Here is a 24,834-nt window from a genome sequence, read left to right as displayed (position 1 = left end):
ATTTCTTATTTTTAGATAAATTTAAAATAAAATTTTAAAATATTTGCAATTTTATTCCTAAATATTTTGATATATTTGAATAGAATTACCGATTGTAAATTTAATATTCATGCTTATGTTTATTGAAAATAAACAACAAATGGATATGATCAGAGCAAGTGCGCGAGATTTTGCACAGTATCATATCAAACCTTATGTGATGGAATGGGACGAAGCCCAAATTTTTCCAATAGAAGTTTTTAAAAAGTTAGGCGAACACGGCTTCATGGGCGTGATTGTTCCCGAAGAATATGGTGGGTCTGGGCTCGGATACCAGGAATATATTACCGTTTTGGATGAGATTTCTAAAGTATGTGGTTCTATAGGACTTTCTGTAGCGGCGCATAATTCCTTATGTACAAATCATATCTTGAGCTTTGCCAGTGAAAGGCAAAAGAAGCATTATCTTCCGAAACTAGCGACAGCCGAATGGATAGGCGCTTGGGGGCTCACCGAAACAGGGTCAGGTTCGGATGCAGGCGGAATGACGACGTTTGCTGAAAGGGATGGTGATTATTATATTTTAAATGGTTCCAAGAATTTTATAACCCATGCTATCAGTTCGAGCGTAGCGGTAGTTATCGCGCGAACGGGGACCAAAGGTGATAAAAAAGGAATGTCAGCCTTCATTGTTGAGAAAGGAGTTCCCGGATTTACCGCTGGCAAGAAGGAGAATAAATTGGGGATGCGAGCTTCGGAAACAGCTTGTCTGTTTTTTGATAACTGTCGGATACATCGCGATCAACTTATTGGAGAAGAAGGACAAGGTTTTGTACAGGCCTTGAAGTTATTGGATGGGGGGCGTATTTCTATTGCGGCACTTTCGTTAGGTATTGCCCGAGGAGCTTATGAGTGTGCGCTAAAATATGCACACGAGCGAGAGCAGTTTGGAAAAAAGATTTACGACTTTCAAGCAGTTTCATTTTCACTTGCAGATATGGCTACCCAAGTTGAAGCTAGCGAATTGTTAACAAGACAAGCCGGCTATTTGAAGGATCATGGGCAACGTGTTTCTAAAATAGGAGCGATGGCTAAGCTTTATGCTTCAGAGGCTGCTGTCAACGTTGCCAACGAATCCGTTCAGATTTTTGGCGGATATGGGTTTACTAAGGACTATCCCGCGGAGAAGTTTTTTAGAGATGCTAAGCTATGCACAATAGGGGAGGGGACTTCAAGTATTCAAAAAATGGTGATCGCCAGAGAGATCCAGAAAAATATTTTATAGTGTTATGAGGGGTCAAGTTGTATTGGTTGATTGCCCAAGGGATGCTATTCAAGGGCTTCACAGCTTTATCGATACAGATAAAAAAATTAAACATATTAATACGTTAATCGATAGTGGACTGTTCGATATTATTGATTTTGGATCTTTTGTCTCTCCGAAGGCTATTCCACAGTTAGCCGATACAAAAGCGGTGCTAAAAGGAATCCGGAAGAGTGAGAGGGTAAAGCTTTTAGCCATTGTTGCTAATCTACGAGGGGTGATAGAAGCGGTTCAAGAGGAAAAAATCGACTATTTAGGGTACCCATTTTCAATTTCAGAAACATTCCAATTGCGAAATACGAATATGGACTTAGCTGCATCTTACCAACAGGTAAAAGAAATGACAGCTTTGGCTGCGGCGTACCATAAATCGCTGGTTGTCTATATTAGCATGGCCTTTGGGAACCCTTACAACGATCCTTGGTCACCGGTGTTAGTGAAAGAGTGGATTGAAAAGTTAATCGATCTTGGCATTCGGGAGTTTGCTTTGGCAGACACCACATCAGAAGCCGATGCGAATCAAATTGCCGAATTATTCAACGCTGTTAATGCCCGTTTTCCAACATTCGAGATTGGTGCGCATTTTCATGCAAGTAGAGCAGAAAGTCTCGCAAAGATTGAAGCTGCCTATATTGCGGGCTGTCGTAAATTTGAAGGTGCATTACTTGGCTATGGCGGCTGTCCATTTGCGAAAAATGATTTAGTTGGTAATATACCTTCCGAACTTTTATTACACTATTTTAGACGAGGAACAGATGCTGAAATAGATACATTGGAGCATAGTTTTAGGCAGTTGATTTTGTAATATTTTTTAATGGAAAGACTGAATTTTATAAAAGTGCACATTGAAGGGCATGTGTTCAACCTGACGCTAGCGCGATCGGAAAAGAGAAATGCTTTTAGTCCGACTATGGTGAGCGAAATTGCGTATGCATTGAATCTTGCGAATAATGATCCAAATATTTATTTAGTGCAGATAGAAGCTGAGGGGCATGTCTTTTGTGCTGGTATGGATCTAAAAGCTTTTGCGGATCCAACCTCGGATACCGGAAATTCGGCAATTCCCAAGGTTGAAAAATCATTGGCGGAAATATTTTCCTGTCTAGACAAACCATCAATTTGTGTGGTGAGAGGTGATGTTATTGCAGGTGGTTTTTTAATTGCATTATCCTGTACGTATTTGTTTGCTCTCCCAAATGTGCGTTTTTCTTTGCCAGAAGTGAAAATTGGACTTTTCCCATTTCAGGTACTGGCTTTGCTAATAGAATTTATGCCGGAGAGAAAGGCAATGGACCTTTGTATCAGAGGAAGTTCTTTTTCTGCTCAAGAGGCTTTAAAAAAGGGAATCTTGTATGAAATTCTCGATAAAGAAGAGACAGGGTTGGTGGAATTGAAAACAACAATTCTGGAGAATGCTCCCTTGGCTATTTCAAGAGGTTTTGCTGCGCTTAGACAATTAAAAGAGCAAGATTTTAATGATAAGTATACCTTTCTCTTACAGAGCTTAGCAGCGTTGCGGAAAACCAGTGATTTCAAAGAGGGAATGGACGCAATGCATAATAAACGAAAAGCCAATTGGAAAAATAGCTGATCACTTATTCCTTTTAATTAACTAAAATGATCTAAAGCTGGGCCTGCTGGTCAAAGGGGAGAATTCCCAAGGGATAGAGCTAAGAACAATCATTACGGCGATACCAAACCAGATTAATAATATTTTAAAACGTCGATCGTCTGTATCGGCGTTTTTGCTTTTAAGCATACCTGCGGTCAAACAAATTGCAGCAATAATCATCATGCTGCTGTGTTCCATGCCAAAGAAGCGGATTTGCCTGAGGTGAATGGATTCACCGAAATGTTGCAGAAAATACTGTGTTATTGGGCTTGATACATAGAGGATAAATCCTAAAAATAGCTGAATGTAGAAAGAAATAGCCGTTGCTTTCAATAGAAATTTATCGGTAGATGAAAATGGTAGCTTCCGCTTTCTTTTATAAAAAAAGATTGAAAGACTACATACCAGTATAATCAATACTTCCCATCGCCATAAAGAATGGAACGCTAAAATAAAAGGATATGTGTGATTCATCATACAAACAAAGATGGAGAATAAAATAGATCTAAAGCAATTTTAAGCGATAAAAAACATACAAAATAGCGGTTCTTTTGCGAGTTGCGAAGCTGTTTTTGTTAAATTTTATATGTATTTATTGTTGAGGTGTTTTTTATATTATGTTGATTAACAGGTATTTTAAAATTTTGTTTAACTGTCGGTTAATACTGCTCGCGAGCGTATTTAATTGTTTGTTGACAGGTGGGCAATTAGGAATAACTCGGAGGAATGACCGTGCCGAGGATGTAATAAAGAGCCCATCTTGCTTAGTATGTATATACCGCAGGTGCTATTTTCAGTTGCTTTTAGCCATTCTGCCACTTTATTTATCAGTCAATGTAGAATTGATGGGCTGTTTTGATTTAAATGTAGTTGTGCGCGTTTGTACCTGAGGTGTGATTTAAGCAATGAACGGAGCAGGTATTGAATGTAGAATAATATCGCTTTTGGTCATTATGAATTTCGTAATTTTATTTATTAACTGTATATTTTTCATGGTATTTTGTGTTTTATATGAATTTAATATTTAAGTTAATCTGTTGTAAAGTTTACATGCTTTCTTTCGCAGCTGGGCGAGTCGAAGTAATGTTCTAGCGCTATTCTTTTGAAATTATTTTTGGAATTGTAAATAATTGTTTTCTATATTAGTGTATTAATTAAATAATACAGTAGTATGGTTACTATCCAAAATCTAAATTTTAGCTATAGTAAATCAAGGCCCTTATTTCTGCATATGGATCTTGAATTGAAGCAGGGGCATATCTATGGCTTGTTGGGGAAGAATGGTGCTGGCAAATCGACTTTGCTTAAGAATATCGCCGGCTTAGTATACCCTGTTTCGGGGCAGGTTGATGTACTTGGACATAATCCAACTCGAAGGGAGCCTTCATTGTTAAGGGAGATTAGTTTTATTCCAGAAGAATTTTATCTCCCAGCAGTAAAATCTGAACAGTTTCTAAAGGCAAATGCGGGATTTTATCCCAACTTCGATCAGAAGTATTTTGATCAGCTCGTCCATGAGTTCGATATCCCTATTAAGCAAAAATTGGCAAACATGAGTTATGGTCAGAAAAAGAAATACATTATTTCTTTCGGTTTAGCATCCAATACAAAATTGATCGTTATGGATGAGCCAACGAATGGTCTGGATATTCCTTCAAAAGCTCAGTTCCGTAAGATCATGGCGTCAGCAATAACGGACGAGCGATGTGTAATCATTTCGACACACCAAGTGCGAGATCTCGATAATCTTATTGATGCCGTTATTTTGCTTGACGATCATAAGGTTGCGTTAAACGCGCCGGTGCATGTTATTACTGATCATCTATGCTTTAAAAGAGTAAGAGAGTTGCCTTTGGATGCGATTTACCACGAAGAGGGAGTAGGTGGTTTCAATGTCATTCTTCCAAACACAGCAATGGAAGATTCAAAGCTGGATTTAGAATTGCTATTTAATGCTGTTTTACAATGCAAAGAAAAAATTACGAACCTTAATAAAATTGATAAAGATGTCAAACATTTTTAATTCTACGCGATTTTTAGGACTGATTCGAAGACAGTGGATTGGTTTTGGAAGAATTTACCTAATGTCAATAGGAATTATTGCAGGTGTGATTTTTGGCTTTTACGCGGTTAACTTTGCTTCGAATTATGACGGGATGAAAAATCAAACTGCTTACTCGCTGCTAAATTTCAGGACCCCGTTATTTTGTATCTTGGGACTATTCTTTGTAACAGTTGTTTCTAGCAGCTATTTTGCCGATCTAGGCAAGAAGACACGTGCTATTTTTGAATTAATGATTCCAGCCTCACAGTTGGAAAAATTTCTGGTTAGCCTATTCTATACCGTTGTAGTAAGTATTGGTTCTTATTTGTTGGTATTTTACTTGATTGACTTGGCATTTGTAGCATATTTGAAGGGTTTTGGTTCGATGGTTTTAAATCAAACGGCGTCCACAGGAAAAGCGGGCAGTATAGATCTTTGGCAATACTTTTATAAGGTTCAGTATCCGCATTCGGCATACTATTTTTATTTCGCGCCGATTCTTCTGAATGCTATTTTCTTGCTCGGCGGGATTGTCTTTCAAAACTATCAATATGTAAAGACAGCTATTTCCGTAGTGATTTACTGCGTTGTTTGGATATGTTTTTTTGTTTATCTGATAAAAATGCAAACCCAAGATACAGTCGGGGTAATGGGCAATAATTATTGGTCTGATTCAAATCACATTTTTGCGCTGATCGGCGCTGGAGCGTTATTCCTTACATTGGTATTATGGTGCGTTGCTTTTTTAAGATTAAAGGAAAAGGAGATTTAATATGGAATTCAATGCAAATAAAGCTATTTACCTTCAGATTGCTGAATATGTATGTGACCATATTTTGCTAGCAACCTGGAAGGTTGATGAAAAGCTTCCTTCTGTAAGGGAGTTGGCGGTTCAAATGGAGGTTAATCCCAATACGGTGATGCGAACCTATGATATGCTGCAGCAGAGAGAAATTATAGCAAATAAACGTGGAATTGGCTTTTTTCTGACGCAAGAATCGGTGAAAAATGTGAAGTTGTATAGAAAGGGGATTTTTCTAGAGGAAGATCTTCCGCTGTTTTTCCGTAATATTTATTTATTGGAAATTGGCCTGGATGAACTAGAGAAGCGTTATAAACAATTTATTAGTCAGAATTTTAACCAAAATGAATCATGAAACTAAGTGCAAAAATAACAATGGGATTAGCAATAGGCTTATTCGCAATTCCGATGCTTGTCGCATCCTACCTTTTTCGTATAAATCGAGTGGATGCAAAACAATATAATGCTGATATTGAACACGAAGTGTCTAATCCAGGTGGTAAGGATGTTTATTTCCGATCGTTCACGCTGACTTCCTTTGATAAGCTTTTTATCGTAGGAGACAATGCTAGTGATGTTGGGTTGTACTGGGTGAAAAGTGATAAGTTTGCGGTTAAAGTTAATAAGAGTCAAGCTGATTTTGTGAAAGCGAATGTTGATCAATCGGGAAGTCTTACCTTAAATCTTTTGCCGGGAGGTGAGGGTGGATATAAGTCAATTTATATTTTTTCACCTGATCTTAAACTGTTGAAATTAAAAAATGTGGGTGTTAGTGAGCTGTCTGCCAAGCTGCATGAATTGACCGTTATAGGCGATAGTGTTAAGGTGCTTAACGTTTCTGATAAATCTGTTATAAATACGTTGAATTTGAGTCTGACAAATTCTTTTATTGAAGATCTCGGTGGAGCAGATGCGCGGGGAAATGCTGTTGTGGGCCATTTATATGTTAACACTACGAATACTGTTTTGGGGTTGCCACGTGTTAATTATCAAAGTGCAGATATCGTTGCCAACAATTCAGAGGTATATTTCAATGGTAAAGGGGCTAATGCTAAGGTTGACCTTCTAAAGATTAAAACAGAAGGGAAGTCATCTGTTCGATTAGATAGTTTGCAATGGGGTACATTGAATGGAAGTTTATCTAATGATACTAAGATAGATTTACCTATACATGTATTGCGAACCTTGATTAAATAAGTTTTTTTTGCGAAATACAGCTATTGGCTACCAAACATATCATATCGACTGAATGCGCCGAAAAGGAACAAATTCTGTACGGAACTTGTTCCTTTTCTATTAAATGGGTGATGTCGATTTTCGGTGCTCAATGCTACAGTCCAAAAAATACGTCTCGAATTCGAAATAATTCTTTTTGTTTCTTTTCTTTAACATCTCTAATAGGAGTTCTACTGATTTTTCCGCCATAAGCTTTGTTGGCTGAGTGATTGTTGTCAAGGAAGGGTTAAGACTGTTGGCAAAAGGGGTATTGCTGAATCCTATTAAGTTCATGTCATCAGGAATTTTTACCTTCAATTTGTTTAGTATATGCAACACTTTTAATGACAAGGTGTCGGTTGTCGACAGGAGCGCGTTGGGTGGTATCTGGCGATTTAATAAGTCACTTATTTTGCGTTCTAACTCATCATCGATATTGTCTTTAGGGCTAGAGTAGGATATTTCTATCATATTCTCTTGTTTGAAGGGTATAGAGGCATTAAAGAGCGCATCTTTATATCCTTTTATTCTGCTTACATTTCCGCCGATATCCTTACATAATAAAAGAATGATATTTTCCCTTCTGTTTTTGATCATTTCTTCCGTTGCCTGATAGATCACCTTATTGTTTTGAATTCCGATTTTGAAAGTGTCAAGCTGATGGTTTATTCGGTCGAAAATAATAACAGGGCAAATCTGATCCATTATATAGAACAGGAGCGATAAGCTGGAATCATTTTTTACAGGGGAAATGATTATTCCTTCAATACTGCTTTGTATGCAGAGTTCTAGTGCTTCTTTTTCTTTTTTCTCATCGTTAAAGGTCTGTAAAAGGATGAGTTTATAATTCGTCTGCGACAGAATAAGAGAGATCTCTTCATAGAAATCGAAGAAAAATGAGCTTGAAATAAATGGAACAATGATGGCCAAAGTATTTGAGCGTCCTGTCTTTAAGCTTTTGGCAGAGAAATTTGGTATATAATTGATTTTCTTCGTAAAATCTAAAATTATTTTTTTTGTTTCTGCACTTATTTCATGGCTATCGTTGAGTGCTTTAGAAATAGTGCCCGGAGATAAGTTTAACTGTTGGCCAATCTCTTTTAACGTAAATCTCTTCATGTGCTCGATCTTCTTTCATTGATTACAATATCCTAGATTCACTAGGGTAAAATATAACTAGAATTATTGTTGAATTATCGGTTGCTATCTTTAATGTTTAAGCCCGTAAAATTTTGAAATTATAAAGATAAGATAAAAAAGATGTTTTCAAATGAAGATCAAGAAAACCATTATGAACGAGAAGTTTGTTTTTTTAGCTTTTCATTTTGACGAATCAGTTTGCGGAATGTAGGGGAGTGTTAAACAAGAAAAGCTAATCTTGCGATTAGCTTTTCTTTTGTGATCCCGCTGGGATTCGAACCCAGGACCCATACATTAAAAGTGTATTGCTCTACCAGCTGAGCTACGGAATCCTTTCTGTTTTTGAAAGTGATGCAAAGGTAGAATTTCTTTTGATATATGCCAAATAATTGGTTGTGAATTTTGATTGAAACAACTTAACTGCTTAATAAATAAAAGGATTATTTTTTTACCATGCTTTTTTTGCATGGATTATTCGGTCTGCTCCATTGATATCTTTGATCAATTTGACTTGTTCAAATCCTTTTTTGATCATAAGATCTTTCATTTCTGCACCCAGATACTGATTGATCTCAAAATATAGATCTCCATCTGGAGCTAAATGTTTAAGGGCAAAGGATGAAATAACGTCATAAAAAATCAATGGAGTGCTTTCTTCAATGAATAGCGCTAGCTCGGGTTCATAAGCCAATACATTTTCATTCATATATTTTTTTTCTCCAGGAGTAATATATGGCGGATTGGATACAATGATATGATAGTGTTGATTGGAGAATATATATTCCCACTCAAAGATATCTGCGTTGATAAATTGAACTGCAGTTTTTAAGATATTAGCATTTTCCTGCGCGGTTTTTATCGCTTCTTTTGAGATGTCTATCGTTGTTACTCTAGCATTCGTGAGATGTTTTGATAAAGTGATTGGAATGCAGCCAGAACCAGTTCCTATATCAATAATATTGAGGTTTTGAGAAAATTTGTGGTTCTTAATAATCAGATCAACAAGCTCCTCAGTTTCCTGTCGAGGAATTAAAACTGATTCGTTGACTTGAAAAACTTCACCATAAAAATCTGCTTTGTTGAGTATATACTGTATAGGTTTATGCTTTTTTAAATCCCGAAGAATGCTAAGTATTTCAGCGCTATTCTTATCATCTACAGGATCTTTTTTGCTCAACTGATAATTAGCGGTATTTAACCCTAATTTTTCAGCAATAACGACTAAGAATATTGCTTTTATTTCATCATTATCGTATAACTTATGAAGCTCTTGTTGAAATAATAATTCGAAATCTTGAAGTATTTTCATTCAGCAAAGGTACGATTTTCATAGATTTGTATCTATGGATATGCACAGCCAATATATGCAGCGTTGTTTGGAACTAGCCCAAATCGGTGCAGGTTCAGTAAGTCCCAACCCAATGGTTGGCGCTGTCATCGTTTTTAATGGTAAAATTATCGGTGAAGGGTATACATCTCCTTACGGTGGAGCGCATGCTGAAGTCAATGCTGTACAGCAGGTTATGCAAAGGTACGGTGAAAAAGCAAAGGAGCTTATCGAAGGAAGTAATTTTTATGTCAGCCTCGAGCCTTGCGCGCATTATGGGAAGACACCTCCCTGTGCCAATATGATTGCTGAGCTAAAACCTTTGAAAGTTTTTATAGCATGTTTGGATCCCTTCGGAAAAGTCAATGGTAGAGGAGCGCAGATACTGCGAGAAGCTGGTATTGAAGTTGAAATTGGTCTGCTCGAAAAAGAGTCCATTTGGCTCAACCGCCGTTTTTTTACCCGTATTGGTCAATACCGCCCGTATGTTATTTTAAAATGGGCGCAAACTAGGGATGGTTTTATAGGAAAAAAAAATAAGCAGGTTTGGATCAGTAATGCTGCAAGCCAACAGCTCGTTCATCGTTGGAGAGCAGAAGAGGATGCTATCTTGGTTGGTACAAATACTGCAATTGTGGATAATCCCAGTCTGACCGTAAGAAAGTGGAAGGGTAAAAATCCATTGCGTATTCTTTTAGACAGAGACCTTGCCATTCCGATGGATGCCACTATTCTCGATGATCAGGCCGATACTATTGTGTTTAATGCTAAAAAGACAGAGTGGACAGCAAATGTTAAGTATATTGAGCTTGAAAATTATGGATTATATCTACCGCAAAATATCCTTTATCAACTTTATTTAATGGATGTTCAGTCTATAATCATAGAAGGCGGGCGTGCGACCTTGCAGATGTTTATAGATGCGAACCTGTGGGATGAGGCAAGAGTCTTTGAGTCTGAGGCGAATTTATTGAGCGGGATTAAGGCTCCTCTATTCAAGGGGCAATTACTAGAAAGTAAATTAGTTTCCAATGATATTTTAAAGATCTATAAGAAACAGTAATTTTTGTATATTTAGGGAATTATAAGCCATAGCCGGTTAGTTTAATTCTTAAATTACAATTATGTTAGTTACAGAAAACTTAATGCAGTTTATCTGGAAACTTCGGCTATTCCGTGCAAATGGGTTAAATTCCACTGATGGTGGGGCCTTAGCCGTTGTTCAAGTAGGGCGATACAATACAGATTCTGGCCCCGATTTTCTCATGTCGCACATTAGATATGGAGATAAGGATTGGTTCGGTCATGTAGAAATGCATATTCAATCCTCAGATTGGGATCGACATGCTCATCAAGAAGATGTTGCTTACAATAACGTGATCCTACATGTAGTTTGGAAAAATGATAAAGTTATCTACCGAAGTGATGGAACGTCTATTCCTACTTTAGTGCTTTCGGACTACGTAGATAAAAATCTATTGGAAAAATATGCCGATATGATGAATACCAAAAGCTGGATTCCCTGCGAATATCAGCTTGGGCCTATCAATATTTTTAAAAAATCAATGTGGCTGAATACCTTGTCAATTGAGCGTTTGGAAATGAAAGTTCAGCGGATTTTCGAAATACTGAAACATTTTGATACTGATTGGGAAAAAACCTTCTGGATATGGATGTGTAGATCTATGGGTTTAAAAGTTAACGCAGATACTTTCCAGGAATTCGGCGAAAAACTGCCTTTGCATGTTCTAAAAAAATACCGTTCAAACTTATTTAAAACGGAAGCTATTTTTTTTGGTATCAGTGGTTTATTGCTTGGTAGACCAACTAGTGGATATGTGAAGCGATTAGTCGACGAATTTAAGTACCAACAGCACATTCACAAGATAGAAATCGTTTTTGGTGTATGGAAGAGGTTGAGGATGAGACCTTATAATTTCCCCGAACGGCGTATTGCTCAATTAGTTGTTTTATTCAGTAAGAATGAGTTGGGGGTGGCAAAGCTTTTGGCCGTAGATAGCTTGGAGGCGGCGAGAAAATTGTTCAAAATAGAACCTTCAGGTGATTTTTGGGAATCACATTTTTCCTTAAGTACAAAAGAAAAAGTTAAAAAATGTGCGTGGATCGGGAAAGAAACTGTTGATCTTCTGGTAATTAATGTAGTTGTTGTGTTTCTTTTTTCATATGGTAAATATTTTGGCATTCAGTCCTATATCGAAAAGGCATTACAGTTATTGGAGGAGCTTCCTGCTGAAAAAAATAATATCGTGCGGCAATTTGCTAAATATGATTGGGATGTTAAAGATGCAGGCAAGACGCAGGGAATGTTGCAGTTGAAGGAGTTTTACTGCGATAGGAAACGTTGTCTTCATTGCAGAATCGGTATGGAGATCTTAAAAAGTACCTAGTTCTTTAAAATTTCTGCAATTTCTTTATGGCCTTTTTCATACGCCAGATCCATTGGAGATAATCCGGCACTATTGATTATTCTTGTGTCGGCTCCATTTTCAAGTAAAGCAACAATAAAATCGATGTTACCATATTGGGCCGCAAAATGGAGTGGAGTTTCGCCTGTGGCCTGAATGGCATTGACATTAGCGCCCGCATCGATAAGCAATTTCCCGATTTCTTCATTGTTGTTTGCGGCGGCAATATGCAATGCTGTAGTGAGTTGTTCATTTTTCGTTACGGTGTTTGGATTCGCTCGTTTGGATAGCAATAGACGTACAATGTCTACTTTGTTGAAATATGTAGCTAAGGTTAATGGCGTAAAACCCTGCGATGACCATTCATTGATAACAGAAGGTACCTGCGAAATAATAGCCTCAAGATAGGATGTTAATCCTGCTGCACAAGCCTCATGTATAGTCATGGACTTGGTGTGTTGTAAGAGTACCCGTATGATCTGAGGTTTGTTGTAATAGCAAGCTAATAGAAGGGGCGAAATCCCATGACTTGTTGTTTCCTGTAAAAGTTCGGGATTTCCAATTAATAACAGATCTATGTCGTGGCTTTTTCCTTGTTCTATGTATTGTTCTAAAATAGAGAGATTCATGTGTTTGTTAATGTCTAAGTTCTTTACTAAAATAAACTTTATTCATGAGAATAAATGTTTAATGGGAGAGATTATTGATATTTTATGAAGCTCCATATCCGAATTAAAAGTGAGCGGTTAGCTGTTTTTGAAAGGTTTGTTAAGATGGAAAAAGCCCAAAAGGCGTGTTTTTTGATTTTTTATATACACAAATGTGTAGTAATGCACATAATATTTCCGTAAATTAAAAAGTAGATGTACTTTTGTTAAGCCCCTCCCAAGGGCATGTTTTTCATAGGTAGATGTAGGGTCGGGTGTTTCTCACTACGACCCTTTTTTATTTTTCATACTTTTCGTAATCAAACCTCATAATAAATAGATAAAGAAAGTTAAATAAACCAGTAGTGTGTAATGCTGTGTGTTGTTAATAAATCTGTGTGTGTCTAGTGTGTGATTTATTATATTTACACACAAACACGGATAGGGTATGAGCAGCACACCAAAATTGTATTTAGAGAAAAGAAAGGATAAGGAAGGAAATCCGATTATCAAAGATTGCCTTATAAGAATGTATATCACTATTCCGGACGGAAGGGTGGAATATTCAACTGGGATAAGGGTGGATGAAAAACATTTTGTTGCTGACTATCTTAAAAAAGGGAAAGATCCCATCAGTGTAAAGGCTCCAAATTTTGGTGAAAATAATGATCGACTTTCAGCATTAACAACAGAGGCTTCCAGGCTTCGCAATTTAATTGCTGCATCAAAGATACCTATGTCGGTAAAGGAGTTTAAAGAAAATCTTGATCTTGTTCACCGGCCGAAGAGATCGGAGGTGGTTAAGGACGATACAACATTTATCGACTATTTGGAATTGCTGATCTCACAACGTAAATCGGGCGAAAAGACAAAACCTAAAGATGGCGGGATGTACAGCAAGGCAAATATTAGAAAATTAAAATCGTTGTTGTCGTCCCTAGAAAGGTACTTGAAATACATCAAAAAAAAGGATCTAAAATTTGAAGACATTAACGATGCTTTTTATGATCGTTATAAAAAGTTTTGCTACGAGGTCCAGGAGATGCAGATAAGCACTTTTGGTGGTGTCATAAAAGATATAAAAGCGGTAATGGAAGAGGCTAGAAAAGACAAGTTTAATCTTGATAAGCATTATTCCGAAAATAAGTTTGTATCTCCGAGTTACGAATCGCACGCTGTCGCCCTTACATTGGATCAGTTGGACATAATTTACAAGCTTAAAATTGATGATACAATTTTGGATCAGGTAAGGGATATGTTTTTAATCGGTTGTTATACAGCTTTGAGGTTTTCTGATCTTTCCAATTTGACGATCGATAAACTGGAGGATAATGTAATTAGGCTGACTCAGGTTAAAACCGGGAGTCGCGTTACGATTCCGGTGTCAAAAAAGATCCATCCAATTTTGGAGAAGTATGGAAATTCCTTTCCAACACTAAAAATCAAACTTCATGATTATAATGTCGCTGTTAGGGAGATCATGAAAATAGCAAAGTTTAATTCGATGATTGAAACAAGTGATTCGAAAAAGGGGACAATTAAAAAATATGAAGTAGAGCTATTTACAAAAATTAGTTCGCATACTGCTCGGAGGACCTATGCGACAATTATGTTCAAACTTAGGGTTCCTACTCTTTTGATTATGGCGGTTACTGGCCATAAGACGGAGGCTAGTTTTTTAAAGTATATAAGGGCCACAAATGAAGATAAGGCTTTTATGATGGCAGAAGAAATGGAAAGACTAGGACTTTAGTCTTTCCAAATTACTTAATCTTTTCTCAATAGACGCGTCAAGACGTTCAAATCTATCTTCTAAAACTCTCAATTTTTCCTTTAGAATATTGTTCTCCAAGAGTACCTCTTTTAGATCTGTTGTGATTGTAGCTTTAGCTACCTCGTCAACTTGTTGCTTTCCAAAACCATGAAAGAACCATGTATAATTCAATTTATACTTAAAATAAAGCTGTTTTACAATATCCAAAGGGATTGTATAAACTCCTCTCTCATACCTAGAAATTAGATCTTGTTTAATTCCCAAAGCATCCGCAAGCTGATATTGAGTGAGACCTATAGTTTTGCGGAAATCCTTGAAACGTTTTGCTTCTTGCGTCATCTTTTTGGTGTTATTATAATTTCATGCTTACATCAACGACATTGTATATTTCTCTAACGTCATCAAGGTGAATATCAAAATCAGGATATAGCTTTTTGTCTTCGTTAAGGGAGTGTAGGGTTAAAACTCCGTTTTCAACATCATGTTTTATCACTTGTTTTACAATGATGCCTTCAGTGTTTGTTACAAATACAAAATAGTCCCAAGTATGAGTGTGCAATTTGCTTTTCCAGTACAATCTTTCGATGCGTCGCCCAGTAACAATATCTCCATGGCCTAGGCTTTTCCTTTTACCATTATCCATGCTATCTCCGTGAATTTCAAATGAAACATAATGTCCCTTATGGAATTCGTTAACGGTAATAGTGTGGAACGGCAATTCTTCTAAATACTCTTGGTTATCATACCCCAGTAGATAACCGGCTTTTGCTTTCTCTGTGACTAATCTTGTTTTCATTAGGTAACGGCCAGGACTAAGCTCAAAGAAAATATTATTGCCCTCCTCATCCATGTATTTAATATCGTCGGAGAATTGGCCAATGTATTTCGCGTTTGAGCTCAATGATACTTTATTATGATCTATTACTTCTTTTGGTTTTTCTCTGTCACCCTCATTGAAAATTAGCCAATTTAGATTTACTGTCGGCAATGCTTCTTCGAAGCGTTTTTTCATTTTCATCCCCAAAGGATAGACTCCTCGTTTTACACGGGAATACGTTTGTTCTGGTATATCAAGAAGTTTGGCGAAATCTCTATTCGTTAATCCCATCTCTTTCCTGATCACCTCAAAATTATTATTTGGATATTCCATTGTGTTTAAACTTTTGTGTTTTTATCTGTAGTGTTTAAACAATTATATGTAATAATGTTTAATTTTTTACAACAATAGTCGCTCCAAACGTAAAAATGTCAGTTAATTATGGTTTTAGATGCTATTTTGTCTTTAATAAAGTTTAACATTAAAAAATGTTATGACAAAAAGTTTGTAAAAAGTTAGAAAAAAAGTTAAACAAAAACTTGATAGTTTGATTTTAATGCTTAACTTTGTTTAACAATTCCAAGGGATTGAAAAAATAGGCTTTACTAAATTAATAGTAAAGCCTGACAAATAAGAGTTTAAATTAATAAACCCGTTAGAGATGACAAATATAAAAAATTCAACCATGGAAATCAAGTCACTTGCATTGAAAAATGATAAGCATCTAGGGGTGCTTCGGGACCAAATGGAGTTAAACAATGATACAATTGTTGTTAAACAGTATGCTTACATAGATTATGATGTTGTCGGCGGTGGTGCTATTTTTTTCTTCGTCCCCTTAGAGAAATGGAAAAATGATGATTGGGACGAAAAAGTCGATTTGAAAGAGATTTTTATCGAGTTCGAAAAGCAAGTGATTGGTAATAGTGAATTTGATATTTCTAAAGGTGTTTTGATAAGGGAAAATTGCGAATTGATCGATAATAGCCATGAGGCATTTAGATTAGACGAAGCGCTACAAGAAGCAGAGTATAAAGCAATGGAATATATTATTGACAGGGGTTAGAGCCTGTTTAAAATTGACAAATAAGAGTAATTAAATAATAAATACAGAAATGAGAAATCAACAGATTCAAAAACTAGCGTTGGTGCTAGCTGACCTTTCGGATATAGGTCACATTAATTCTACGATGAGTTTTGTAAATCTATCTGGTCGTAATTATGTAAATGTCATGGTCGGTGACAGTAATTTCATGATTCAAGGTGATACTGTGCAGGTTTTCGCTCCTCCTGCAGAAGTTTCCTTTAGTAAGTTCTTAAATCTTCTAATGTCTGTTACAGATGGGAATTAGAATTCAAAAATCACTGTGGCCGCTAGAGCGCGATCCTGGCAATCCCATGGAGGGATTTAATGAGTGGCATTCATATATTAGAAATGAGCTCAAAAAAACCAAAGTCATCCATATTAACCCGGTACTTGAAGGACAAATATCGGATGCAAGAGGCAAACTGAATACATTATTAATGGCTAAAAAAATATTGAGAGATGGAAGCAATTGAAATTCATAAGATGCTTTTAGAACCTATAGATTACAAGTTCAGAATTCAATCAATAGGGTTTGGGAAAGCTACTGTAGTGGCATATATTGATGCTCGGCAGTTACAAGATAGGCTAGATGAAGTCGTTGGTTTTCAGAACTGGCAAGTTGCTTATAAAGAGATTAAAGGTAACCTTTTTGCTGGTATAGCTATTAAGATAGAGGATGAATGGGTTTGGAAATACGATTGTGGCACCGAAAGCAATGTAGAAAAGGAGAAAGGTGAAGCGTCAGACAGTTTTAAACGTGCCGGTGTTATGTGGGGTGTAGGACGATTTTTATATTCTTTGCCAATTCTCACATTAAATACCAAGGAACATATTACAAAAGGGGGCAAAAAGAAAGACTATCCAGTAAACGATAAGGGCGAAATTCTTTGGAATGCTGATGATCTTAACTCATTCTGCAAAATTCTGAGTAAGCGAGGATCTAAAGGTTTCGAAAGTAAAACTTTAAAATCCGTTGACGATGCCATTGCTGAAATGCAAAAAGCTAATAATGTTAATCAACTTACAGCAATTTTTAATGCAAATCAGCATTTGCAGCAAGTAAAGCAGTTTTTGGATGCACTAACCGCCAGGAAAGAGGAAATAAAACTAAAAGTAGCATAATGAACAAATCGTTATTTCATATAAACCAAGAGTATTTACAGCTCGCCGAGATCTTAGAGGATAATGGCGGCGAGCTAACGGAAGAAATCGAAAAGCAACTTACTATAAACAAGAGTGAGCTTGAAGTAAAAGGCGTTAATTACGCATATGTAATAAAGAAAATGCTTTACGATGCAGAATTGTGCGATAAAGAAATAGATCGCTTAACAAAGCTTAAAAAGAGCAAACAAGGCACCGTTGATCGTCTTAAAAATTCTATTCTCAATGCGATGAATATTTACGGAATTACAAAGATCGAAGGGGAAACAATCAAGATTTCCCTTCGAAATAATGCTTCAGCACTATCGATTAGCGACGAGAAGTTGATTCCGCGAAAGTTTATGGTCAAAAAGGTCGAAGTACAGCCGGATAAAAAAGCGATCAAGGAAGCCTTGAACAATGGGGCTAAAGTTAAAGGAGCAGAGTTAAAAGAATCGAAATCATTATTAATTAAGTAAATACAGCAAAATGAGTAAAGGATTAGCAAAAATCGCGTTAGAAAAAGGTTTGGTGCCAACAAGTGCATTAGTCCATGAATTAGGAGTAACTAAAGAGGCCATTTTCTACTATCGTGAAAAGAATCTCATTCCATTCGTTCAGGTCGGTAAGAGATATTTTTACGATCTGAAAAAAGTGTTGGAAGCTTTGGGGCAATAATTATGGGATTGATATATTTTGGCTCTGTCAAGGATGGAGCGCTCAAAATAAGAAATAAGAATGCTCTTGTTTTAGATCTTCAATCTTTAGAAGGCAAAGAAATAGAAATCAGAATTTCAAAGAAGAAGAAAACGCGTTCTAATGAGCAAAATCGTTACTACTGGGGCGTGGTCGTTCCAATAGTAAAACAGGGTTTGATTGATGCCGGATATTCTCGTGAAAAAATAAATAACAGTGAAGTTATTCACGAACTATTGAAAAGTATGTTTTGTCCCAAAGAGGAGCTAATAAATGAAGATACCGGGGAAATACTGTTTCTTCCACCAACGACAACTTCTAATTCTACGTCTCAGATGATGGATTATTTCGAAGATATAAAGCGGTGGTGTGCTGAGAATATAGGAGTTTACATTCCTGATCCGAACGAACAAACCTCTTTGTTTGCTGAATAATATGTGAAAATAACATAAAATACATAAATCATGGAGTATACAATGGAAGAAATGCCTCTGGCAATTGGGATGATTTTCTCTGAGCTTCGCGAGGTGAAAAAGGAGTTGGAGCTTTTAAAAAATCAAAAAGAGCCATCTACCAGGTTGCTTTCAACAAAAGAGATAGCAGCCGAATTGGGAGTTTCTCAATGGAAGATAAGGGAGATGACAGCTGAAAAGACAATTCCCCATAAAAGAGCAGGGGCTAAATATCTGTATAGTCTCAATGAAGTTTTGAAATCAATAAACGTAAGTAAAAGACGATGAATAAATCAATTTTAATAGGACGGATCGGAAAAGATCCTGAAACACGCAACTTTGAAAATGGTAGTGTAACCACATTTTCCTTAGCCACAAGTGAGACTTATAAAGACAGGTCCGGTAATAGGCAGGAGAAAACAGAGTGGCACAATATATCTTTTTGGGGCAAACAGGGAGAGATTGTTGCAAAGTATTTCAAGAAAGGTGATTCGATCCTTGTCGAGGGGAAAATTGCATATAGGGAATATGAGAAAGATGGTCGAAGATGTTTTATTACAGAAATTCAGTGTTCCTCCTTTGAATTTTTGCCAAAGAGTGGTGCAAATAGTGGTTCAAATATTTCCCCGGAAATTGAGGCTGCAGACGATGATGATTTACCTTTTTAGTTTTAGATGATGGAGGACTCCAATTATATTAATATTCAGGGATGGATGATAAAACGTTTATCCCTGAAATCAAATCAACTTATTGTATTCGCAATAATATTTGGGTTTTCACAGGATAGGGAAAGCTATTTTAAAGGATCGTTAAGATACATTCAAGATGTTTTGCAAGTTTCTAGGCCCACAGCTTCGGATGTGCTAAAAGATCTTGTTGAAAAAGAACTAATCATCAAGAAGAGCAGAGTTATCAATAGTGTTACTTTCAATTATTATAAAGTAAATTTCGACTTTTTGGATAAACTCATGAGTGGTAGTGAAACTTTAGGGGTAGTAAAAAATCTTTACAGGGGTAGTAAAGAAACTTTACAGGGGGGTAGTAAAGAATCTTTACACAATAATACTATTATAGATAATACTAAAAATAATACTAGTTGTTTTACAGCTGACGCTGAAGAAAACAATTCAGAAGGAATTTTTGACTTTGAAAAAGTTTGGAGGGCATTCCAAGGAAAAAGGAGTACCTATGAAAAGGATTTTAAAATTTTTCAAAAAAAATCCGAGGCGATCGATATTGATTTTAAAAAATTATATGAGCAGGCCCTGAATGCAGAAAATATTTATTTCCAGGCATGGCTAAATAATGTAATTCCAAAAGTTAATGAATTTGGAAAAAAAGAATTTAGGCAAACTTTGCTTGAAATGGGAGTTGATAAGCAATATGTGGACGACTGGATTTCTGTTCGAACGTCAAAAAAAGCTGTTTTCACAGCGACCGCATTGCAGCTCATTTTTGATGAGTGCAATAAACACAATTTTCCGATTGAGGAGGCTATTAAGATGTGTGCCGGCAAAGGTTGGCAAACTTTCAAATATCAGTGGTATTTAAACGAAAATAAAGATGGGACAAATAAACCAGTTACAGCAGGTCAGGACAGACAACAGCGGATTGATGGTGTCAAAAGAATGGGCAGTTTGGCACGACAAATTATCAACGATGCAATTAGTAACGCATCAGCAAGCTATAAATAGCGGATTACCGACTATACGTAAGCTTGGAGAAGAAAGTAAAATCGTTCTATCTGCTTACATTACAGAGTTTATTGAAGATGCCTTATCTTTTCTCAATCTGGGTAAAACTATGAGTGATGTTCAAATAGCTCAAACGGTCACTTATTTGATCGAAGATTATCCAAATGTAAACTTGGCCGATTTGAAACTTTTCTTCAAACGATTCAAAAAAGGAGTATATGGGAAGTTTTTTGACCGAATAGACGGGCAGGTAATCATTGAAGCTTTCACAAATTACAATAGCGAAAGGATGGATCTTTTCGAGCAACAAAACCAAAGGGATCATTACAAATCCAAAAGGGATGAAAGAAATAACGTATCTCTTTTTGTTGGCGCTCATCCGGATGTCATTAAGGTCCTTAAAAGTGCTGTAGGAGAAAAGAAGCTGTTTGCGCCTGAGCCTCAAAAGCCTAGGGTCAAAACTGAAGCTGAGATATTTCATCAACGGGCATTGAGACAATTTGATAATCTTTTCAGAAAATTCGGGGAGCAAGTTTCTTCAGTGCGATTTTTGGTATTTGGGAAAGAACGTTATACCCTTGATAAATTCATTGAGCGGAAAATTTACAATCTGATAAATTCCCAGTCATTCGAATAGGGAATTTATTGTTTGGAATTTATTAAACAATAAATCGTTTTTATTTGTATAATTGTTTAACATTGTTTAATTTTGATTTATCCTTTAAAATTAACTCGGTAGATCATGGAGAACAACGTGTTATCAAATGATTTGAGTCTCGAAAGTCAAAAAGATTCAATTTTAAGTTACTTACAAACTGGCAGAAGTTTGTCACCACTTGAAGCTCTTAACATGTTCAACTGTCTACGCTTGGGAGCGCGAATATCCGATTTGAGGAAAGAAGGTTATAATATAGAAACCACCTACAACAAAACAGGTAAGAGATACGCAAAATACATTTTAAAACACTAAATAATGGAAGTAGTATTTGATAAAAAACGAGTTGAATCGGATCGAAAAGCATTAAGCGCAAGTAAATACAGTGGGCTTATAAAAAACATGTTGCCTGGCGAACGAGGTCTATCTAATTTGGCATTAGGAACCCGCTTGATCAATTCGGCTATCCTTTTTGAGGAGAATGTCCGTAGTTTTAGCTCGTTCACTACCATAGGGATAAAAACTGCATCGTATGGAGGTATTTCCACTCCAAGGCCTATCGACCTTAAAGAGTTTATGAAAAAGAAATTAGCCATTATAGCTGCCGAGATGGAAGAATTAAATTCTGTACTTGAGCAAACTCTGGTTAAGGGTAAAGGCAAGTCGGAGGTGATCGACATGGCTTATGCAAATATTGCAGCAATTAATCAATTAGTCTGCCTCTCCGGAAAAGATCAAGATGAAATTTCCCGGCAAATTAATGACCGTTTTAAAACTCTTTTTATAAAATAATATGTTAAAATCACATGTTTTACATAATTCAACAATTAAGGTCAAAACTGGATCATGTCCGACTTGTGATAACGGGAAGAAAGTGCCGCTTATTGGAGGATTTTGTTCTTCTCACTACTGGCAAAGCAGATCAAAATCACCCAAAAAGGCGGAGCAAAAGCCTATTCGTCGGGTGAGTGCTAAACGATCCAAGGAAAACGTTCTATACCTCAAAGCGAAATTGGAGTATTTAAATGAAAATCCTGATTGTAAATGTTGTGGCGCCAGTGCGACTGATGTTCATCACGCAAAGGGGCGTATTGGTTCCCTATTGACTGATAAAACGTATTTCGTGGCCTTATGCCGTGGTTGCCATAATCGTGTTGAGGAGAATCCAATTTGGGCCAAAGAACATGGTTATTCAAAAAGTAGATTGAATGTATAAAGATAAAATCACAATTGGAATAGATCCTGATGTTGATAAATCGGGATACGCAGTATATTCTTGGCAAATCGATGCACTTAAGATTTTCCAATATGATTTATCCGATTTGTTCATTCAGCTCCTCCGACAAAAAATGATCTGCAGCTCGATAAATAGTGAGCTAATTGTTCGCCTTGAATCAGGCCATATTGTCAAGAAAACGTGGGGGAGGAGAACTGTAGGAGCTGTTAAAGATGTTGGAAGAAATAACGAAATAGGTGCTCAAATCGAAAGATTTTTGATAAAAAATGATATTAAACATCAATTGGTCAAACCATGTGGATTGAGTTCGTATACACATGAAATGTTTTGCAAGATCACCAATTGGGATATTAAAAAACTTACAAACCCCGAGAAGCGAGTAGCTGGATTGCTCGCTTATAAACACTAATCACAATGGAAAAGCGATACACATCATTTGCCCTGGCATATTTGAAAGAAAACCACTTTAATATCTTCAAAGAAATTGAGAAGGCGTACATGCCAGAGCTGTCGGAAATTCAGCGTATCGCCGACCGATACTGTGACTATATGGGGATTTCTATAGAGGACCTTCGCAATGTCCGATATGGTAAGATGCTCAACTTAAGATATAAGCTAATCGGCGCCATATTATGGCTTTATCAGCCAGGTAAGATCAATTGTAAAGAAAGGTTAGATATTACTCTAGCAACGGAACTTAAACAATTGTTAGAACTAAACACCCCAAATTTAAACACAGCCGTTAAATGTGCTGTAAATCTTTTCTATTATACTGAATTTAAAGTAGATGTGATCCAATTCTGCAACAATTACCGCCTTATTAAATAGTTTTTGTCTAATAAATGTTTAAAAAATGTTTGATTTTTCTTTGATATTAATTTAATACTATTTAACTTTGTTTAACAAATAAGAGGAAACAGTATTAATAAACACAAAGTTAGAGAACATGAAAACTTTATTATTCACTATTGCCCATCGGGTAAAATCAAGTTTTGCAACCTTTTCAGAAGCGTTGAAATATGCCTGGAAAATCATTAAGCTTAAATCTAAGCTTTCAAAAGAGATAGTTTCATTCAAATACAAAAAGGTAGATGGATCTATCCGGTCGGCTGTTGGTACACTTAAAAGTGATATGCTACCGAATGGGAAGGGTAAATCATCTAGTCCAAGTGTAATGACCTACTTCGATGTTGAAGTAAACGATTACAGATGTTGTAAGATCGAAAACCTAATTTTTTAACCCTCTGTTATTATGAAATTCAAAGGAACAAAAGGACAGCATAAAAAGGTATATCAAGGTGATATATGTATCGGGATTGGTGTTGAGACATCGCCAAACTATTTTGAAATGACAGCACATTCAATATTGCCGGATTGTGAAGATATGTCTGACAAGGAAGTAGACAAGTACATGCGCACTTTAGAGGCTGACATGACACTTTATAGTAAAGCCCCTCAGATGCTTGAGATGCTTAAACATGTATTGGCACTTGCCCAGTGTGGTAATATCGTAGATGCCTACAAAATTGAGGAATTAATTGAATCAGCTACTAAAATCTAAATAGAGATGGAATTTAAAGGAACAAAAGGAAAGTTCAGTTTCGAAATTGACGAATTCCATGATCTAGCTACTATTGAAAGTAATTTGGTTAAAAATGGGCCTATTTGCGAAGTTCGAATTACAGATAGCAATTTATCAGAAGTACCATATGATTTCAATCTTATGGCTCATAGTAAAGAAATGCTCGATATGTTAAAAGATATTTTGGCGGGCATGAAAGGCGAAAATTTCGAAGTAAGCGCTTTTCAAATAGAGCAACTAATCAAATCAGCTACAACAATCTAATTTGAAATGGAAATTAAAGCAAAATTAATCACTATACTCAATCGCTTGAAAAACTTCGTCATACCTGACATAGAAAGCGAATACGTAGGCTACGAAAAGGGCTACACTGATGGCTTTGAATATGCCACTAAACTTTTCGATGTGGCAATTCAAAAGGAATTTGGTAAGTATGTCCAGATCGAAGAAAACAAGTCAATAATCATCTGCGAGAAGGACAAAGAGATCGCGCAATTGACCGGGTTTTTATTGAGTAAGCAAAGATATATTGATCATCTTGAAACGATCTTAGAAAACGCATCATTTAAGGGGCTGAGCGCGTCTAAAATGAAAAAGGTTATCTATCTAATCGCTCATGCTTCAGGTAGGTCGTACGAAGCCGTTAGAGGTCAATTGTCGGATATTTTAGAGGGAAAGGTGGTGAAGAATGGATAGGCAAATAAAGTTCCGGGCGAAGCAATTGCATGGTGTTAGAAAAGGTGCTTGGTGGTATGGATACTTTTCAAAAGATGCCACTGGTACAGCGTATATAACCACTTTAGATGGGATTGACACAGCTATTGTTGATGAATCGACTTTAGGCCAGTTTACTGGACTACTCGATAAGAATGGTAAAGAGGTGTATGAGGGGGATATGTGTCGCATTATGATGCGAAGAAAATACGGACATGAGAAAGATGGTTTATCCCGTCCGCTTGGCCCTGTTGAATTCAGCAGAATATCTGTTCGTGAAGAAAGCTTATACGTATTCGACACTTTTAATATTAAAGGTAAATCGTTGCATTACCTAGCATCAATGGAATTGGAAGTCATAGGCAACATTCATGAATTGAGCGAAGTGCCAAATTGATAACTTACTATTATCAAGCAATTAGAGTAACTTAAAAAGCATAAAAATTCGACTATTATTTACATTTGAAGGG

The 24,834-nt window shown here is 36.4% G+C and carries 37 protein-coding genes and 1 tRNA gene; 31 read left to right on the top strand and 7 right to left on the bottom strand.

Annotated features, from left to right (window positions below; all coding sequences use genetic code 11):
• The first annotated feature begins 115 nt into the window (after positions 1-115).
• From J2X77_RS05220 to J2X77_RS05210, 3 genes are read left to right on the top strand one after another with little or no spacing between them, the layout of a single operon-like run.
• Positions 116-1,264 (top strand): acyl-CoA dehydrogenase family protein, encoded by a 1,149-nt coding sequence (locus tag J2X77_RS05220; protein WP_209574674.1) that lies wholly within the window; start codon positions 116-118, stop codon positions 1,262-1,264.
• Positions 1,265-1,268: 4 nt separating this feature from the next.
• Positions 1,269-2,108, top strand: coding sequence for a hydroxymethylglutaryl-CoA lyase (locus J2X77_RS05215; protein WP_209574672.1), 840 nt, complete (start codon positions 1,269-1,271; stop codon positions 2,106-2,108).
• A 9-nt stretch (positions 2,109-2,117) separates the two neighbouring features.
• Positions 2,118-2,894, top strand: coding sequence for an enoyl-CoA hydratase/isomerase family protein (locus J2X77_RS05210; RefSeq protein ID WP_209574670.1), 777 nt, complete (start codon positions 2,118-2,120; stop codon positions 2,892-2,894).
• Positions 2,895-2,915: 21 nt separating this feature from the next.
• On the opposite strand, the gene J2X77_RS05205 is transcribed toward J2X77_RS05210, so the two are convergent.
• On the bottom strand, positions 2,916-3,248 hold the full coding sequence (locus tag J2X77_RS05205) for a hypothetical protein (RefSeq protein ID WP_209574669.1): 333 nt from the start codon (positions 3,246-3,248) through the stop codon (positions 2,916-2,918).
• An 838-nt stretch (positions 3,249-4,086) separates the two neighbouring features.
• Between J2X77_RS05205 and J2X77_RS05200 the strand changes: the two genes are divergently transcribed.
• Genes J2X77_RS05200 through J2X77_RS05185 form a run of 4 tightly spaced genes read left to right on the top strand, consistent with a single transcriptional unit; the run spans position 4,087 to position 6,958 of the window.
• A complete protein-coding gene (locus tag J2X77_RS05200) occupies positions 4,087-4,938 on the top strand; it encodes an ATP-binding cassette domain-containing protein (RefSeq protein ID WP_209574667.1) in 852 nt (283 codons plus the stop codon).
• Complete coding sequence (locus J2X77_RS05195; RefSeq protein ID WP_209574665.1) at positions 4,922-5,731, top strand: hypothetical protein; 810 nt, start codon at positions 4,922-4,924, stop codon at positions 5,729-5,731. Before J2X77_RS05200 ends, J2X77_RS05195 begins: the two co-directional genes overlap by 17 nt.
• 1 nt (position 5,732) lies before the next feature.
• Positions 5,733-6,116 (top strand): GntR family transcriptional regulator, encoded by a 384-nt coding sequence (locus tag J2X77_RS05190; RefSeq protein ID WP_209574663.1) that lies wholly within the window; start codon positions 5,733-5,735, stop codon positions 6,114-6,116.
• Positions 6,113-6,958, top strand: coding sequence for a hypothetical protein (locus tag J2X77_RS05185; protein ID WP_209574661.1), 846 nt, complete (start codon positions 6,113-6,115; stop codon positions 6,956-6,958). Before J2X77_RS05190 ends, J2X77_RS05185 begins: the two co-directional genes overlap by 4 nt.
• Before the next feature lie 99 nt (positions 6,959-7,057).
• Here the strand turns inward: J2X77_RS05185 and J2X77_RS05180 are convergent, their stop codons facing one another.
• The 3 genes from J2X77_RS05180 to prmC form a co-directional block, all read right to left on the bottom strand.
• Positions 7,058-8,095: a LacI family DNA-binding transcriptional regulator gene (locus J2X77_RS05180; RefSeq protein ID WP_209574660.1), complete on the bottom strand. Its 1,038-nt coding sequence runs from the start codon at positions 8,093-8,095 to the stop codon at positions 7,058-7,060.
• Positions 8,096-8,375: 280 nt separating this feature from the next.
• A tRNA-Lys gene (locus J2X77_RS05175) sits at positions 8,376-8,448 on the bottom strand.
• A 116-nt stretch (positions 8,449-8,564) separates the two neighbouring features.
• Positions 8,565-9,425, bottom strand: a complete 861-nt coding sequence (gene prmC / locus J2X77_RS05170) for a peptide chain release factor N(5)-glutamine methyltransferase (protein ID WP_209574658.1) — start codon at positions 9,423-9,425, stop codon at positions 8,565-8,567.
• A 34-nt stretch (positions 9,426-9,459) separates the two neighbouring features.
• Here prmC and ribD point away from each other — a divergent pair, with 34 nt between their 5' ends.
• Both ribD and J2X77_RS05160 read left to right on the top strand, forming a co-directional pair.
• A complete protein-coding gene (gene ribD / locus J2X77_RS05165; protein ID WP_209574656.1) occupies positions 9,460-10,506 on the top strand; it encodes a bifunctional diaminohydroxyphosphoribosylaminopyrimidine deaminase/5-amino-6-(5-phosphoribosylamino)uracil reductase RibD in 1,047 nt (348 codons plus the stop codon).
• A 61-nt stretch (positions 10,507-10,567) separates the two neighbouring features.
• Positions 10,568-11,851, top strand: coding sequence for a DUF2851 family protein (locus tag J2X77_RS05160; RefSeq protein WP_209574653.1), 1,284 nt, complete (start codon positions 10,568-10,570; stop codon positions 11,849-11,851).
• Here J2X77_RS05160 and J2X77_RS05155 read toward each other — a convergent pair.
• A complete protein-coding gene (locus J2X77_RS05155) occupies positions 11,848-12,498 on the bottom strand; it encodes an ankyrin repeat domain-containing protein (protein ID WP_209574651.1) in 651 nt (216 codons plus the stop codon). The two genes, J2X77_RS05160 and J2X77_RS05155, sit on opposite strands and share 4 nt — an antisense overlap.
• Positions 12,499-12,964: 466 nt before the next feature.
• Here J2X77_RS05155 and J2X77_RS05150 point away from each other — a divergent pair, with 466 nt between their 5' ends.
• On the top strand, positions 12,965-14,269 hold the full coding sequence (locus tag J2X77_RS05150) for a tyrosine-type recombinase/integrase (RefSeq protein WP_310079519.1): 1,305 nt from the start codon (positions 12,965-12,967) through the stop codon (positions 14,267-14,269).
• On the opposite strand, the gene J2X77_RS05145 is transcribed toward J2X77_RS05150, so the two are convergent.
• Together J2X77_RS05145 and J2X77_RS05140 are read right to left on the bottom strand one after the other, a co-directional pair.
• A complete protein-coding gene (locus J2X77_RS05145) occupies positions 14,258-14,629 on the bottom strand; it encodes a helix-turn-helix domain-containing protein (RefSeq protein ID WP_310079517.1) in 372 nt (123 codons plus the stop codon). The genes J2X77_RS05150 and J2X77_RS05145 overlap by 12 nt on opposite strands.
• Positions 14,630-14,642: 13 nt before the next feature.
• Positions 14,643-15,440: a helix-turn-helix domain-containing protein gene (locus tag J2X77_RS05140; RefSeq protein ID WP_310079516.1), complete on the bottom strand. Its 798-nt coding sequence runs from the start codon at positions 15,438-15,440 to the stop codon at positions 14,643-14,645.
• 328 nt (positions 15,441-15,768) lie between these two features.
• Between J2X77_RS05140 and J2X77_RS05135 the strand changes: the two genes are divergently transcribed.
• The 21 genes from J2X77_RS05135 (at position 15,769) to J2X77_RS05040 (ending at position 24,761) form a co-directional block, all read left to right on the top strand.
• The gene (locus tag J2X77_RS05135; RefSeq protein ID WP_310079514.1) at positions 15,769-16,173 is read left to right on the top strand and encodes a hypothetical protein; all 405 of its coding nucleotides are present in this window, start codon (positions 15,769-15,771) and stop codon (positions 16,171-16,173) included.
• A 49-nt stretch (positions 16,174-16,222) separates the two neighbouring features.
• Positions 16,223-16,459, top strand: coding sequence for a hypothetical protein (locus tag J2X77_RS05130; RefSeq protein WP_310079512.1), 237 nt, complete (start codon positions 16,223-16,225; stop codon positions 16,457-16,459).
• Entirely contained in the window at positions 16,449-16,667 is a 219-nt protein-coding gene (locus tag J2X77_RS05125) for a hypothetical protein (RefSeq protein WP_310079510.1), read from the top strand. The genes J2X77_RS05130 and J2X77_RS05125 overlap by 11 nt, the downstream gene beginning before the upstream one ends.
• A complete protein-coding gene (locus tag J2X77_RS05120) occupies positions 16,654-17,316 on the top strand; it encodes a Rad52/Rad22 family DNA repair protein (RefSeq protein ID WP_310079508.1) in 663 nt (220 codons plus the stop codon). The genes J2X77_RS05125 and J2X77_RS05120 overlap by 14 nt, the downstream gene beginning before the upstream one ends.
• Positions 17,316-17,813: a siphovirus Gp157 family protein gene (locus J2X77_RS05115; protein ID WP_310079506.1), complete on the top strand. Its 498-nt coding sequence runs from the start codon at positions 17,316-17,318 to the stop codon at positions 17,811-17,813. The genes J2X77_RS05120 and J2X77_RS05115 overlap by 1 nt, the downstream gene beginning before the upstream one ends.
• Positions 17,814-17,823: 10 nt before the next feature.
• A complete protein-coding gene (locus tag J2X77_RS05110) occupies positions 17,824-18,012 on the top strand; it encodes a hypothetical protein (RefSeq protein ID WP_310079504.1) in 189 nt (62 codons plus the stop codon).
• 2 nt (positions 18,013-18,014) lie between these two features.
• On the top strand, positions 18,015-18,464 hold the full coding sequence (locus tag J2X77_RS05105; RefSeq protein WP_310079502.1) for a hypothetical protein: 450 nt from the start codon (positions 18,015-18,017) through the stop codon (positions 18,462-18,464).
• Between the two features lie 30 nt (positions 18,465-18,494).
• The gene (locus J2X77_RS05100) at positions 18,495-18,770 is read left to right on the top strand and encodes a helix-turn-helix domain-containing protein (RefSeq protein WP_310079499.1); all 276 of its coding nucleotides are present in this window, start codon (positions 18,495-18,497) and stop codon (positions 18,768-18,770) included.
• A complete protein-coding gene (locus J2X77_RS05095; protein ID WP_310079497.1) occupies positions 18,767-19,150 on the top strand; it encodes a single-stranded DNA-binding protein in 384 nt (127 codons plus the stop codon). Before J2X77_RS05100 ends, J2X77_RS05095 begins: the two co-directional genes overlap by 4 nt.
• A 45-nt stretch (positions 19,151-19,195) precedes the next feature.
• Positions 19,196-20,176: a hypothetical protein gene (locus J2X77_RS05090; protein WP_310079495.1), complete on the top strand. Its 981-nt coding sequence runs from the start codon at positions 19,196-19,198 to the stop codon at positions 20,174-20,176.
• On the top strand, positions 20,142-20,813 hold the full coding sequence (locus tag J2X77_RS05085; RefSeq protein ID WP_310079493.1) for a DUF6633 family protein: 672 nt from the start codon (positions 20,142-20,144) through the stop codon (positions 20,811-20,813). Before J2X77_RS05090 ends, J2X77_RS05085 begins: the two co-directional genes overlap by 35 nt.
• A gap of 105 nt (positions 20,814-20,918) precedes the next feature.
• Positions 20,919-21,146, top strand: a complete 228-nt coding sequence (locus J2X77_RS23685; protein ID WP_409050301.1) for a helix-turn-helix domain-containing protein — start codon at positions 20,919-20,921, stop codon at positions 21,144-21,146.
• A 3-nt stretch (positions 21,147-21,149) separates the two neighbouring features.
• Positions 21,150-21,623, top strand: coding sequence for a hypothetical protein (locus J2X77_RS05080; protein WP_310079491.1), 474 nt, complete (start codon positions 21,150-21,152; stop codon positions 21,621-21,623).
• A 1-nt stretch (position 21,624) separates the two neighbouring features.
• Positions 21,625-22,047, top strand: coding sequence for a hypothetical protein (locus J2X77_RS05075; RefSeq protein ID WP_310079490.1), 423 nt, complete (start codon positions 21,625-21,627; stop codon positions 22,045-22,047).
• Complete coding sequence (locus J2X77_RS05070; protein WP_310079488.1) at positions 22,040-22,477, top strand: hypothetical protein; 438 nt, start codon at positions 22,040-22,042, stop codon at positions 22,475-22,477. The genes J2X77_RS05075 and J2X77_RS05070 overlap by 8 nt, the downstream gene beginning before the upstream one ends.
• 5 nt (positions 22,478-22,482) lie before the next feature.
• A complete protein-coding gene (locus J2X77_RS05065) occupies positions 22,483-22,896 on the top strand; it encodes a hypothetical protein (protein ID WP_310079486.1) in 414 nt (137 codons plus the stop codon).
• Positions 22,897-23,014: 118 nt separating this feature from the next.
• A complete protein-coding gene (locus J2X77_RS05060) occupies positions 23,015-23,308 on the top strand; it encodes an SH3 beta-barrel fold-containing protein (protein WP_310079485.1) in 294 nt (97 codons plus the stop codon).
• A 12-nt stretch (positions 23,309-23,320) separates the two neighbouring features.
• The gene (locus tag J2X77_RS05055) at positions 23,321-23,629 is read left to right on the top strand and encodes a hypothetical protein (RefSeq protein WP_310079482.1); all 309 of its coding nucleotides are present in this window, start codon (positions 23,321-23,323) and stop codon (positions 23,627-23,629) included.
• Positions 23,630-23,635: 6 nt separating this feature from the next.
• Positions 23,636-23,914, top strand: a complete 279-nt coding sequence (locus J2X77_RS05050; RefSeq protein ID WP_310079481.1) for a hypothetical protein — start codon at positions 23,636-23,638, stop codon at positions 23,912-23,914.
• A gap of 6 nt (positions 23,915-23,920) precedes the next feature.
• Positions 23,921-24,346 (top strand): hypothetical protein, encoded by a 426-nt coding sequence (locus tag J2X77_RS05045; RefSeq protein WP_310079479.1) that lies wholly within the window; start codon positions 23,921-23,923, stop codon positions 24,344-24,346.
• The gene (locus J2X77_RS05040; protein WP_310079476.1) at positions 24,339-24,761 is read left to right on the top strand and encodes a YopX family protein; all 423 of its coding nucleotides are present in this window, start codon (positions 24,339-24,341) and stop codon (positions 24,759-24,761) included. Before J2X77_RS05045 ends, J2X77_RS05040 begins: the two co-directional genes overlap by 8 nt.
• Positions 24,762-24,834 lie beyond the last annotated feature (73 nt).

It is taken from the genome of Sphingobacterium sp. 2149 (assembly GCF_031455655.1).
GTDB lineage: Bacteria > Bacteroidota > Bacteroidia > Sphingobacteriales > Sphingobacteriaceae > Sphingobacterium.
This window is presented reverse-complemented; position numbering and strand designations above follow the sequence as displayed.